Source organism: Pseudomonas sp. ACN8 (assembly GCF_002303925.1).
Lineage (GTDB): Bacteria > Pseudomonadota > Gammaproteobacteria > Pseudomonadales > Pseudomonadaceae > Aquipseudomonas.
The window spans coordinates 1-13,461 of sequence record NZ_MRCS01000036.1 but is presented as its reverse complement, the minus strand read 5'-3'; the positions used below and the strand labels follow the sequence as shown (position 1 = coordinate 13,461).

At 58.4% G+C, this 13,461-nt stretch carries 11 protein-coding genes; 3 read left to right on the top strand and 8 right to left on the bottom strand.

Going from position 1 to position 13,461, the window contains the following annotated elements; translation table 11 throughout:
* Nucleotides 1–62 precede the first annotated feature (62 nt).
* Together BSF44_RS19720 and BSF44_RS19715 are read left to right on the top strand one after the other, a co-directional pair.
* Nucleotides 63–953, top strand: a complete 891-nt coding sequence (locus BSF44_RS19720; RefSeq protein WP_095944936.1) for an ATP-binding protein — start codon at nt 63–65, stop codon at nt 951–953.
* Entirely contained in the window at nt 950–1,432 is a 483-nt protein-coding gene (locus BSF44_RS19715) for a GAF domain-containing protein (RefSeq protein WP_095944935.1), read from the top strand. Before BSF44_RS19720 ends, BSF44_RS19715 begins: the two co-directional genes overlap by 4 nt.
* Here the strand turns inward: BSF44_RS19715 and BSF44_RS19710 are convergent, their stop codons facing one another.
* The 8 genes from BSF44_RS19710 to BSF44_RS19675 form a co-directional block, all read right to left on the bottom strand.
* Nucleotides 1,433–4,378 (bottom strand): HD domain-containing phosphohydrolase, encoded by a 2,946-nt coding sequence (locus BSF44_RS19710; RefSeq protein WP_095944934.1) that lies wholly within the window; start codon nt 4,376–4,378, stop codon nt 1,433–1,435.
* A 49-nt stretch (nt 4,379–4,427) separates the two neighbouring features.
* Nucleotides 4,428–8,069, bottom strand: coding sequence for a transporter substrate-binding domain-containing protein (locus BSF44_RS19705; protein ID WP_095944933.1), 3,642 nt, complete (start codon nt 8,067–8,069; stop codon nt 4,428–4,430).
* Between the two features lie 8 nt (nt 8,070–8,077).
* The gene (locus BSF44_RS19700; RefSeq protein ID WP_008002663.1) at nt 8,078–8,704 is read right to left on the bottom strand and encodes a response regulator transcription factor; all 627 of its coding nucleotides are present in this window, start codon (nt 8,702–8,704) and stop codon (nt 8,078–8,080) included.
* Nucleotides 8,705–8,949: 245 nt separating this feature from the next.
* Complete coding sequence (locus BSF44_RS19695) at nt 8,950–9,342, bottom strand: response regulator (protein ID WP_095944932.1); 393 nt, start codon at nt 9,340–9,342, stop codon at nt 8,950–8,952.
* A gap of 178 nt (nt 9,343–9,520) precedes the next feature.
* On the bottom strand, nt 9,521–10,849 hold the full coding sequence (locus BSF44_RS19690; protein ID WP_008049102.1) for a deoxyguanosinetriphosphate triphosphohydrolase: 1,329 nt from the start codon (nt 10,847–10,849) through the stop codon (nt 9,521–9,523).
* A 217-nt stretch (nt 10,850–11,066) separates the two neighbouring features.
* Complete coding sequence (locus tag BSF44_RS19685) at nt 11,067–11,411, bottom strand: hypothetical protein (protein WP_095944931.1); 345 nt, start codon at nt 11,409–11,411, stop codon at nt 11,067–11,069.
* Nucleotides 11,408–11,797: a phage holin family protein gene (locus tag BSF44_RS19680; RefSeq protein WP_095944930.1), complete on the bottom strand. Its 390-nt coding sequence runs from the start codon at nt 11,795–11,797 to the stop codon at nt 11,408–11,410. The genes BSF44_RS19685 and BSF44_RS19680 overlap by 4 nt, the downstream gene beginning before the upstream one ends.
* Before the next feature lies 1 nt (nt 11,798).
* Nucleotides 11,799–12,113, bottom strand: coding sequence for a YqjD family protein (locus tag BSF44_RS19675; protein ID WP_095944929.1), 315 nt, complete (start codon nt 12,111–12,113; stop codon nt 11,799–11,801).
* Nucleotides 12,114–12,441: 328 nt separating this feature from the next.
* On the opposite strand from BSF44_RS19675, the gene BSF44_RS19670 reads away from it, so the two are divergent.
* Nucleotides 12,442–13,461: ammonium transporter (locus BSF44_RS19670; protein WP_095944928.1), on the top strand; the 1,020-nt coding region annotated here is incomplete at its 3' end.

The following is a 13,461-nucleotide window of genomic DNA, read 5'->3' as shown; positions in this document are numbered from 1 at the left end:
TGTGACGCTGTGTTTCGTCGCTGTATCACCATCATTACTGTGAACGAGCCCGAGGAGAAGTCGTGGATTCCCGATTGAATGCTTTTCTTGAACGTGCCGATGCCGTTCTGGCCCGTATCGAGCCGTTGCTGCCGGCCCCCCGGCCAGCCATCGACTGGACGCAATGCCTGGCCGCGCGCTGGCAGCGTGAGTCGCGCGGCGGTTATCTGATGCCGCTGGAGGTCAGCCTCGACATGCGTTTGTCGGACCTGATCGGCGTCGACCGGCAAGTCGAGCAGCTTGGGCGCAATACCCAACAGTTCCTCGATGGCATGCCGGCCAACCACGCCTTGCTCTGGGGCTCGCGCGGCACAGGCAAGTCGTCGCTGGTGCGCGCCTTGTTGGCTGAGCACGCTCAAGCCGGCTTGCGCTTGATCGAGATTGAACGTGATCACCTGGCGGACCTGCCGCGGGTGGTCGAACAGATCGGCAAGCTGCCCCAGCGTTTCGTGCTGTTTTGCGATGACCTCTCGTTCGAGTCGGGCGAGGGTGATTACCGAGTGCTCAAGAGTGTCCTCGATGGCTCGCTGGAACAGGCACCGGACAACGTTTTGCTGTACGCCACGTCCAACCGTCGCCACCTGGTGCCGGAAAAGGAAAGTGACAACGAAAACTGGAAACGGGTTGACGGCGAACTGCATCCGAGCGAAGCGGTGGAAGACAAGATCGCGCTATCGGACCGTTTCGGTTTGTGGCTGTCGTTCTATCCGTTTACCCAGGAACACTTCCTCGACGTCGTCGAGCACTGGATCGGCCAGTTGGCTGGCAAGGCCGGACTGGCGTGGCAGCGCACCGAGGAGCTGGACATTCTGGCGGTGCGCTGGGCCACCGGCCGAGGCAATCGCAATGGGCGTTGCGCCTATCAATTTGCCCGTTATTGGGTCGGGCTGAAGCTGTTGGAGCACAAGGCATGATCGATTTACAAAAGAGCGGCCAAGGCCTCGAAGGCTACGGCATGCTGCAGGCGCAGCTTGAATCCTTGTTGGCGGACGAGCGGGATTTCATCGCCAATGCCGCACAGTTCTCGGCGTTTCTGTTCAACCAACTCGATGACTTGAATTGGGCCGGTTTCTACCTCAACCGTCATGAAGAACTGGTGCTGGGCCCGTTTCAGGGGCAGATCGCTTGTGTACGGATTCCGTTTGGTCGCGGCGTTTGCGGAGCGGCGGCAGCCACCCGGCAGACTCAACGAGTCGAAGATGTGCACGCGTTCCCCGGTCACATTGCCTGCGACAGCGCCTCGAACAGCGAATTGGTGGTGCCGCTGGTCAAGGACGGCCGATTGATCGGCGTGCTTGACCTCGACAGTCCGAAACTCGCGCGTTTCACCGCGCAGGACCAGGCTGGAATCGAACAACTGGCGGCGATTTTCCTGCGCCTGACCGACTGCTGATCAAGACGCCAGGCCGGCCTTGGCCAGCAGGCCCGAGGCGTCCACCGCATCGATCTGCCCGGGGTCGAGGAAGCGCCTGGCGTACTGCAGATAGAGCTGTGTCTTGATGAACAGCCCGAACACCTCCGGGTCGATGTGGGCATCACGGCACATCAACGCCATGATGCCCAGCGCCTCGCTCAAGGTCTTGGCTTTTTTGTAGGGGCGGTCGGCGGCCGTCAAGGCTTCGAAGATATCGGCAATCGCCATCATCCGCGCCGGCAGGCTCATTTCTTCTCGCTTCAAGCGTTTCGGATACCCGGTGCCGTCCATTTTTTCGTGATGCCCGCCGGCTATTTCCGCGATGTTGCGCAAGTGCTCGGGGAACGGCAGATGGTTGAGCATCAGGATCGTCTGAACGATGTGGTTATTGATGACATAACGCTCCTCGCTCGTCAGTGTGCCCCGGACAATGCTCAGGTTGTACAGCTCGCCCCGGTTGTATTTGTGGGGTGGAACGTCGAGTTTGAAGCCCAGGGGATTGTCTTGCGGTATCACTTCGTTATCGCTGCGCTCGAACAGATGCTCGGGTTTGTCCGCCAGTAACGATTCGCTGACGGGCAGGGTAGGGGCGGGCGTTCGGGCCTGACGCCGGTTTTCTTCCCAGGACACGCCCAACCGGTCATCCAGGGTTCGGGTCCAGGTGCGTTCAGCCAGGCAGCGCAGGCGTTGCAGGTCAGCGTCGGCCATGGCTTCACCGCCGAGATTGCATCGGGCCACGAAGGCGAAATCATCATCCAGCCCGGCCAGGCTGGCATTGCGCATTTCCGCCAGCGCTGGCTCGTCGCCGCCCAGGGCAATGGCCTGCCAGTAGCTGATCCAGGTATCACGCTTGAGTACCTCGAAACGGGTACGGATTTCGTGGATGCGATCGGTCAGGGTTTCCAGTTTCGTGGCTTTGTCGACAACGTATTCCGGGGTGGTGATTTTGCCGCAATCGTGCAGCCAGGCGGCGATGTGCAGTGCCTCCCATTCATCTTCGGTTGGCTGATAAGCGCTGAAGGCGGGCTCCTGGCTGTCTGCCGCCGCTTGGGCGAGCATCAGGGTGAGTTCCGGAACGCGCTGGCAATGGCCCCCGGTGTAGGGGCTTTTGGCGTCGATGGCGCCGGCCAGCAGTTGAATGAAGGCGTCCAGCAGCTGTTTTTGCCGGGCTTGCAGGCGCTGGCTCTCGATGCACACGGCGGCCGCGCCGGACACCGCCTTGAGAAACGCAATGCGGTCCGGCCGCAGTTTGTCCAGATCGCTCTGCGCGCCGCTGTCGGCCAACAGCAATACCAGCACGCCCACGGTTTCGTTGTGACGATTGTGCAGGCGGATACCGATCAGATGGACCCGGGGACTTTCCAGGGCGAGCAGGATTTTCTGCAGGTCACCCGCCTGCTCGAAACCCAGGTTGCTGACGACAGTGTCGACGTTGGCCAACTGGTGCAGCCATGGGGGGCTTTGCGGGTTCTTGAGCGAGTGTCCGCTGATGTCGAAGGTTTGCAGGTTTTCGGCGGTGTTGTTGATGACCAGTCCATGGGGTTCCATGTGCTCGCCGTCACCTTCGCGCAAATAGATCAGGCCGGCCTGGGCCTGACCGATTTTCACGGTCTCAAACAACACCCGTTCCAGCAGCGGGGCGAAACGGGTTTCGGCGCTGAGGCTGTCTGTGATCTGGAAGAAGCTCGCCAGGGTGTCTTTCATCCGTGCCATCGACACACTCAATTGGTCGACTTCGAGCACCGGCGAGCGACGGGAAAGCGGAAAATTGAAATCGAAACTGCGAATCGCATCGGCCTCCTGCACCAGTGCGCGCAAGGGTTTGACCAGAACTCTTGACGTCAGCCAACCCAGCGGCACGCATAACAGCAGGGTAGCCAGGGTAATGAGCGCACCTTGCCAGCGCATCCGGTACGCGTCGACGAGCAACTCGTCTTCCGGCACCAGCAGCGCCAGTTGCAGGCCTTGGGGGCCGCCTTCCTGCATGCTGCCGCGGGCCACGATCCACTGCCGGCCGCTGGCGTTCAGGCGACTGCCCTGAGGGGGACTGTTGAGCAACGCACCCAGGCTGGGGCTCAGGTCCGCCGCCTTGATCAGACGGGACGTCTGATCATCGATGATCAGCCTGCGGCTGTCCGGGTAGGCAATGGCATTGCCTTCGGCATCGAACAGGACGATTTCGGTATTGGGGGTCACGACGTGCTTGGCCAGGGTCGCGCTGAGTTCGGCCAGGGTCAGGTCAGCGGCCAGGATTGCCTTGTCACCGCTACGTCGTGCCAGCGTCGTGCCGATGTTGTGGGTGGAAAAGAAGATATAGGGTTCGGTGGTGATCTGGGCATTGTCGACGCGGGCGCTGGTAAACCAGGCGCGGTTGCGAGGATCGTAGGTGTCGTTCAGGTTGTCCTGACGGCTGACAAGTGTCAGGTTCCGGTCGAAAAACAACGACTGGGAGTGGGCCTGCCCGCTGCTGTCGTGCTCGATGCTCCAGACCTGGTAAACCGCCGTGTCCGGGGCCTTGACCAGGTTTTTGACCTCTGGGGTACGCAGCGGGCGGACCATGAAAAAGTCGCCATTGTCGTAGCCCAGGTACAGCGAAGCCAGGTTGGGGTTGTCCTCGAGTGACTGGCTGAACGGTTCGAGCAGTGCCAGGCGTTGTTCCAGATCAGGGGACTGGCCCGCCGGATTGAGTGCCAACAGGCTTAACAGATGACGAATGGGGTCATAGGTCGCGTGCAGGTCCAGCCGGACATCCTGCTCGATGCGGTTGAAGAGTTTTTCACTGCTGGACAAGATGATCTGTGTGGTTTGCCGGTAGTTGAAAAGCCCCAGCACCACCCCGGTCAGCAACAACAAAAAGGTGAACATCACGCTGATATGGACATGCAGCGGAAACCTTCGTGGATCCGTGCGCAGTGGGTCAGGCATTGCGGGTTTCTCCATGATGGTCAACACACTGCCGAGGGACCAAGCATAGTTAAGGCTCTGGCATTTTGCCTTGGTCGTAATGCTCGATCTGACGTAGCAATGCGTCCTCCAGCTCAAGCATTACGCGCTCCATGGATTTACAGCATCCGGCCACTTCTTCGCGATCGAAATCCTCATGGCAGGCGGCTTCGAGTGCCTCGCAGCAGTCGATCAGGCGGGAGGCCTGAACTATCCGGGCCGCGCCTTTGATTTTGTGGGCAATGTCTCGCAGCGCTTGCGTATCCCCTGAGCTGGATAGCGACAACAGCGTCGGCAGATCCTGGCGGTTGCTGCTCACCAGTTCGTTCAGCAATCGTCGGTTCAACACCGGGTTGCCCCCGGTCAGCTGTTTCAATCCGTGAAGGCTGAACGCCGGGGCTGCATGGGTGGGTTCAATGCCTTGCACCCATTGACTCAAGGCCCCGAGGCTGAGGGGTTTGAACAGGCAGTCGTTCATTCCTGCCTGTTTGCAGCGTTGTATTTCTTCCGGTTGGGCATTGGCGGTAAAACCAAGAACGGTACAGGGAGGGCGATGGAATTGTCGCTCATGCTGGCGAATGGCACGTGCCAGCTCGTAACCGTTCATGACCGGCATGTTGCAATCGGCGATCACCAGATCAAAAGACTGGTCTTTCCATGCCTCCAATCCCTCCTGTCCATCGGCCGCGACAGTGAATCGATGCCCAAGAAACTCCAGTTGCTGGCATGTGAGCAATCGATTGGCCGAGTGATCGTCGACTACCAGAACATTCAATGGGGTTGTGGCGACGACGACTTGGGTTTCGACAACTTGGGCCAACTGTTGCAGCGGCAACGTCTCCAGCTGCAACAACACCTCCACTTGGGTGCCGATGCCCGGCTCGCTGTGCAATTGCAGGCTGCCGCCCATCATCTCGCAGAGATTGCGGCTGATCACCAGCCCCAGCCCTGCGCCTCCCCTGGCCGATTGCATGGCGTGGTCGGCCTGGGCGAAGGGTTCGAACAGGCGTTGTTGATCCTGTTCGCTGATCCCGATACCACTGTCGTGAACCTGCAGCCGCATCTGAACACGCTCAGGTTGCGTTGCCGGGTGCAGGTCGACAATGACCCGGACCTGACCTTGTTCGGTAAACTTGATGGCATTGCTGATCAGGTTGGACAGCACCTGCTTGAAGCGCAACGGATCCAGCAACACATCGAAGTTCGGGTTCGCCGATGAAAACTCCAGCACCAGTTCGAGTTCCTTCTGTCGGGCCAGGCCTTCGAAAATCCGCGTGACCGAGGTCACGAGTTCACCCGGATTGACCCGCTCCGGACTCAGGCTCAATCGGCCTGATTCGATTCTGGCGATGTCCAGAATGTCGCCGATCAATTCCAGCAACCCTTTCGCCGAGTGGTAGGCGACATCGATGGCCGGACGCTCCGGGTGCTGATGATCAAGACGCTTGAGTGTCAGTTCAAGCATGCCGATGATTGCATTCATCGGTGTGCGGATCTCATGGCTCATCGTGGCCAGGAACGTGCTTTTGGCCCGGTTGGCGTTATCGGCGCGCTCTTTCGCGCAACGCAGATCATCGAGCAGTTGCCGCCGTTCGCTGATGTCGATCCAGCCACCGATAATGCCTTGCACTTTTGCGCTGGAATCCCGATAGGGAAGAATCCAGTGGTAGATCGTCAGTCGCCGGCCACCAATGTGCAGCTCGCGATCGACGATCAACGGTCTGCCCTCGGCCACCACGCGCTGGTAGTCGGCCTGGTACTCCCGGGCTTCGAACACATTGCTCATCGATCCCTGCATGACGCTTTTGCCGATGACATCTTCACGCCGGGCGCAGAACGCTTGCAGGTAACTGTCGTTGCAACTTTGCAGCAGCCCCTGGCGATCACGCACGTAGATCGGATGGGGTGTGCCATTGACCAGCGATCGCATGAACTCGAATTGATCGTTCAGCGCACGCTCGGCCGCCTTGCGTTGCTTGATCTGGCGTCGCATGTAGTCGTTCCACGCAACGGAAATCAGCAACAGCACGCCTGCACCGATGACGATTTGGTAGAACAGTCTTTGATAGTTGCGCCAGGTGCTTTGCGAGGACGCCGAATAGCCGCGCCAGCGACTGTTGATGATGCCCAGTTCTTCCGGCGAGATGCTCAGCAGCGCCTTGTCGAGAATGGCGTTCAGCTCCTTGGCGCCCCGAGCGGTGGCAAGGGAAAACGCGGCCTGTTCGGTGCCGATGGTGGTGCTGATTTGCAATGTGTGCTCGAACAGTCGCGAGGAAATGAAATAATTGGCAATGACCAGTGAGTTCACCGCGCCCTCGGCCTGGCCTTCGGCAAGTAACTCCACGGCGCTGAAGGTGTCCGGGGTTTCGATCAACTTGATCCGGGGAAACTCTCTGCGCAGGTAATCCATGAGTGGATTGCCGCGGGCAATGCTCAGGCGCTTGTCCTGCAACTGCGCGAGGTTGGTCGGGCTGTCGGCTGCTTTGCGGGTCAGCAGGACGTAGGAGTTTTCCAGAAAGGGGCGGGTAAAGTTCAGCTGGGTTTGACGTTCGGCGCTGGGGAGCAACGCGGCAATCACATCTACCCTGTTGTCCTTGATCTGTTGGATCATCTCGTCATCGCTTCGACTGCTCCGGATATCGAAGCGCAAGCCGGTACGCAGCCTGATCAGCTCAAGCAGATCCGCGGTGACGCCACGAAAGTTGCCATTGCTATCGAAAAATGTCAGTGGCGCAAAGGCTTCGTTGACGACAACGCGCACAATCGGGTGGTGGCTCAGCCAGCGTTCCTCCCGGTCGGTGAGTTGCAGCTTTTGATCGGTCAGCAGAATGTCGCTGCCGGCGCTCCAGCGTTTGGCGATGTTTTCCCGTTCACTGGAGGGGATGGCCGTGATCATCGCGTTGATGATGCCGAGCAGTTCGGGGTTGTTCCGGTTGACGGCGAAGCTGAAGCCAAAGGCTTCATGTTTGCCGAAGTTGGCCATGCGGATGTTGTTCAGGTACCCCTTGTTGATCATGTAGTGAGTTGAAATGGTGTCACCGAGAAACACGTCCGCCTGATCGAAAGCAACGGCATTGATCGCATTCTGGTAAGACGGATAGGACGTGATGATCGCCTTCGGGTACAACGCCTTGACTTCCGCCAGCGGCAAGTAGTGATACACCATGCTCAGGCGCAATCCGGCCAGACCATCGGTGAGGGATCGGGTTTCCCCTTCGCGGGTCACCAGTACGGGTTGGTCGACGGCATAGGGTATGGACAGGGCAATGTCAGCATTGCCGGCTTCGAATCCATTGGCGGTGCCCAGCAGATCGACATCGCCGTTCTCCAGCGCAGCGATCGCGGCCCCTCGGGAATCGAAACGCTGAACCGTGACGGGCAAACCGGTTACTTTTTCCAGGAGACCGGCGTAATCGGCGGTAAACCCTTCATAGTCCCGGCCACTGGTGGTCAGGTCGAATGGGGGGTAGTCCGGGGCCGACGTACCGAGCGTCAGTTGTTTTTTTTGTGTTATCCATTGTTGCTGGGATTCATCCAGCCGAACCTCCAGCGCTCCGACCTTCGAGCGGCTGAGCAACGTGTAGTTTTCATTGCCCGGTGCCCCGAACAACGAGGTGCTCACGCATAGACCTGCGGTCAGTTGAATCAGATAGACCTTCAAACGGCTGGGCATCCAGATTCTCACACTAGCGCGTTACGTTTTGCCATCTCGATCAGTTCAACCAGGGATTTGGCTTTGAGTTTCTGCATGAGGCGCTTTTTGTAGGTGCTTACGGTCTTGTTGCTCAGAAACATGCCCTTGGCGATTTCCTTGTTTGTGCGGCCCTGGGCAAAAAGTTGCAAGACCATCAGTTCCCGGTCATTTACCGATTTGAACAGTTCCAGTTCGATGCAGCGTGTTTCATCTCCGCGGACGGGGTTCAAGGCCTCACTGGGGAAATAGTTGTAACCTGCAAATACCGCTTTTATGGCGCTGACCAGTTCACTGATGTCCTCTTGTTTGCAGACATAGCCCGATGCGCCCGATTGCATGCAACGAATACCGAAAAGTGTCGGGCATTGTGCTGTCAGTACCAGTGTTTTAAGGGGGGTGCTCATTGCATTGAATCGGGACAGCACTTCCAGACCATCCAGTTTTGGAATGCTGATGTCGAGAATGACCAGGTCCGGCATGCATTCGCGAACCATCTGCATGGCGTCGACCCCATTGTCAGTTTCGCCGACGACTTTGTAACCTTCATGTTCCAGTAACATTCGAACGGCAAGGCGGATAACGGGGTGATCGTCGACAATAAAAACGGAGTTCATAATCAAGTCCCATACGAGCTCAAATAAAGCGCGCACCATAGCTCAGATAGTTGAAGGGGCGCATGAACTGACTGACCTGTAGCAGCAATATAGGAAAAATCCTACATATTAAAAAGAATAGGACTACGCATTAACTAGGTTTCTTATTAGGAAGGCTGAAAAAAGTCCAGCATTTGGGTGCGATTTAAAGGGGGTTGTTGGTAAGTTTTGTTTTGTATGTTTGCTGGTTTTTATAAGTGTTTTTTTTATAGTTGTGCTGAGGTCAACAAGTCTCTAAATTCAGATTGTTTCAGTGGTTTTATCAAGTAACCCAATAATGGCAGCGCATGTGAAATGGCCGTTTTTTCAAGCTCATCCAGTTCAGAGGTCGTCAGGCTACTCAGAATGATTGCCTGTCTAATCAGCCCTCGCTGGCTGGCGAACCGGACCAGATCGAGCCCCTTCAGATCGGGCAGGCATTGATCGCATAAAAGGATGTCGAACGGTTGATCGGCCTCGAGCATTTGCTGCACGGCGCCTTTTGCGCTGTCGGTGGTCGTCAGTCGGGTGAAGCCATAACTTTCCAGCAGGTATTGAGTGGCTATTAGTTGGAAGGGGTGGTCTTCTACCACGAGGATGTGTAGATCGTCTTCGGCCATGGGGAACACTTCATCTGTCGAACAGAAGGGAGGGCGATTGTTTCGCGAGCGTTCCGGGCAAGCGATCAGTTTGCTCGCCATGTGCTGTAGGGCGATTCGACGAAACTTGAGTGCTGTTGGATGTTGAAGGGGGGATCGGCCATAACGAATGCCGTAATGGCTGATCAATCCATTCACCTCAGTGGCTGGCACGGCCGGTCATTTCCAGGGCCATGTCACTGGCATAGCTGTCGGTCATACCGGCTATGAAATCAATCATGCGCAAAAACGAGGTATGCAACGGGCCGTGAGGATCGGGTGCATTGTTGCCCAGCAGGTCAAGGATGCGGCGGCTCTTGAACGACGGCGTACGCCCGTTGTGCTGCTCCAGCGCGGCACCGCAAAAGGCGTTGAGCAGGATTTCCAGCGTGGTGTAGGCGCCGATCTCGTGCAGGGTCTTGCGCTTGTCCTGGAAAATTTTCTTGCGGGCCATGTCCTTGGCATTGAGTACGCAACGCTTGGCGGGACCGTGCATGTGTTCCACCAGATCGCCGGGCAGCGTACCGGCCAGCAGCGCATCCTGTTGCTCGACGAAGGCGCGGGCCGCGGCATTGGTCAAGTGCTCGATGGCTTTACCGCGCAGGATCGCCAGTTTGCGCCGGCGCGAATCGTCGGGACCGAGCTGGCGATAGGTCTCCGGCAAGTCATCGCCCACCAGGCCCAGCAGCAGGGATTCGACTTCGGCATATTCGAGCAACTCCATTTCCAGGCCGTCTTCCAGGTCGATCAGCGCATAGCAGATGTCGTCGGCGGCCTCCATCAGGTACACCAGCGGGTGCCGCGCCCAACGTTGCTCCTCCAGTTGTGGCAAACCGAGTTTATGGGCGATCTGCTCCAGCAGTGGCAGCTCGCTCTGATAACAGCCGAACTTGTGTTTCTTGTAGCCCAGCGAGTCGGCGTGCCTGGCTGTCCATGGATACTTCAGGTACGTGCCCAGCGTTGCATAGGTCAGGCGGGTGCCGCCGTCGAACTGGTGATACTCCAGTTGAGTGAGTACCCGAAAGCCTTGGGCATTGCCTTCGAAATTCAGGAAGTCATTGCGCTCGGCCTCACTCATGGCATCCAGCCAGCCGCGGCCGGCGGCTTGCTGGAACCAATGGCGGATCGCGTCTTCACCGGAATGGCCGAACGGCGGGTTGCCGATGTCATGTGCCAGGCAGGCCGATTGCACCACCATCCCCAGATCGCTGGGTTCGCACCATTCGGGCAGAGTCCTGCGGATGGTTTCGCCGACGCGCATGCCCAGCGAACGACCCACACAGCTGACTTCCAGCGAGTGGGTCAGGCGCGTATGAATGTGATCATTGCTGGACACCGGATGGACCTGGGTCTTGCGCCCGAGGCGGCGGAAAGCCCCCGAGAAAATGATGCGGTCGTGGTCTTTGTGAAAAGGGCTGCGGCCGAGTTCTTCAGGGCTGTGCAGAGGTTTTCCGAGGCGTTCGCGGGTAAGCAGTGTGTGCCAATCCAAGGCGGGTCTCTCCGTCAGGTGTCTGATGGCCTAGCTTCCCGTTTCGCGCCATGACCTGCAAGCGGAACTACAACCCGGCGGCGTCGATATCGAGGCCTCCTTGTAAGATCTTTTTTTAGAGGGGGCCTGTTGACCGGGTAGACGCACAGGATTGCGCCCCCCCGATAGAGGGGCGTATCCCGTCGATGTAGCAAGGATGCAGCCAGAAAGAAACTGATCAGTCTTTGCGCGAAGAGCCCTGCATGATCAGTTTGATCAGCGGCCCCAGTGTGGTGCCGAGACGGATCAGCCGGGTCAGGCTGCTGAGGCCACCCCCGTTTTTCGCACCCTTTCCGGTCAGAAAGCCCAGCAAAGTAACGGCAGCTACGCCCCAGAGTGGAGCGTGCTTGATGCCGAAACCGTCCTGCAGGTTTTGCGTCATCCCGCGCACCCGTTGCAAGGGTTGCAGCAGTTGCGCGGACTCGTGACGGATTTCCTGACGATGCATTTCCATGCGCAGGCGGATCAGGGCCTTGCGCATTTCCGCGCGCGAGCTGTTGTGTGGCAATTCAGGCAGGCTCATGGCAGCAGGCGCTCCCGATCGTTGGCCAGCTCTTCCAGGGTGCCATGGAAGGGCGAGGACTCATCGAAAATCGCCGCTCTCAAGCGCATTCCACAGAATATGGCGGCGAGGGAGTAGAACACGCAGAGCCCGATGATGGCGGTCAGGCGATAGGTGTCCCAGAACAGGATAAGCACCAGCGTCGACAGCCCTACCAGCAGCAGCAACGCAAACACCAGCGCCAGGCCGGCAAACAGCAGCAGGCTGACGGTGCGGGCTTTTTGTTCCTGCAATTCGATGCCGAACAGTTCGACATGGCTGTGCAGCAACCCAAGGAAGGCAGCACCCAGGCGCCGCGATGAGGAGCTGGTTCCCGTCACGGACGGGCCGGATTCGCCGATCGACATATCAGCGCCGGCTGGCCAGCAGGCCGATCAGGAAACCCACGCCGGCCGCGATCCCGACGGATTGCCAAGGGTTGGCCTGGACATAGTCTTCAGTGGCGGTGACAGCAGCCTTGCCGTGTTCGCGCAGGGAATCTTCGGTCAGTTTCAGGGTTTCACGGGCACGCAAGAGACTGCCGTGAATCTGCTCGCGCAACTCGTCGGCCTGATCGCCGGCCAGGGTCGCGGTGTGCTCCAGCAAGCGCTCGGTGTCACTGACCAGTGTCTGAAAGTCGTTCATCAGGATTTCTTGGGCGGTCTTTGCCTGTGTGCGGGCCATGGTGGATCTCCTTAAGTGGCTTTCTGATGCGTTCGAGTATGAGCCTTCGACGAAGGTTCAGTACAAATGACTGGTACAACTTTTGCTGAGTCTTGGTGCGCCGGTGCGCACCATTGCGCTAATGCCGGGCATGATTTCAGTAAAACCGTAGGACCAACAATCAAAAACTCGCGTAAAAGGCCGGGGCGCGTTTTTCCTGGGCGGCGTCCGTGCGCCAAAGTGGTTCAACGGGATCAGTACGCTGATGCCTTGAAGCTGCAACTTGGTGCATGGGCAGCCATCGCGAACTGCTTTGGTGCTTTTTTCTGCCATAAGGTCTGCCCATTCCATGGAAAATCTGCAAAGTGCTGTGGACACCCTGGTCCATAGCTCCAACACGCTGTTCATTCTGATCGGTGCGGTCATGGTTCTGGCCATGCACGCCGGTTTTGCCTTTCTCGAAGTCGGAACCGTGCGACAGAAAAACCAGGTCAATGCGTTGTCGAAAATCCTCAGCGACTTCGCCGTTTCGACACTGGCCTACTTCTTTATAGGCTATTGGATTTCCTATGGCGTGACGTTCATGCAGCCAGCGGCCGTGCTCAATGCCGACCATGGTTATGGACTGGTGAAGTTTTTCTTCCTGCTGACCTTTGCCGCGGCGATCCCGGCGATCATTTCCGGGGGGATCGCCGAGCGCGCCAGGTTTGCTCCTCAGTTGTGTGCAACCGCGTTGATCGTCGCGTTCATCTATCCGTTCTTCGAAGGCATTGTCTGGAACGGCAACCTGGGTTTGCAAGCCTGGTTGCTGGAACGCTTTGGCGCCGGTTTCCATGATTTCGCAGGCTCCGTGGTGGTGCATGCCATGGGCGGTTGGCTGGCACTGGCGGCGGTGCTGTTGCTCGGGCCGCGTAATGGCCGCTATCGCGAGGGTCGGCTGGTCGCGTTCGCGCCATCGAGCATCCCGTTTCTGGCACTGGGCTCGTGGATCCTGATCGTTGGCTGGTTCGGCTTCAACGTCATGAGCGCGCAAACCCTGCAAGGTGTCAGCGGACTGGTGGCGGTGAACTCGTTGATGGCCATGGTTGGCGGTACGGTGGCGGCGCTGATTGTCGGGCGCAACGACCCCGGCTTTCTGCACAACGGCCCTTTGGCGGGGCTCGTGGCAATCTGTGCCGGATCCGACCTGATGCATCCTGTGGGGGCGCTGGTCACCGGTGCCGTCGCGGGGGCGCTGTTTGTCTGGTGCTTCACCGCGGCCCAAGGCAAATGGCGCATCGACGATGTGTTGGGGGTGTGGCCGTTGCATGGCTTGTGCGGCGTGTGGGGCGGCATCGCCTGCGGCATTTTCGGTCAGATCGCTTTGGGC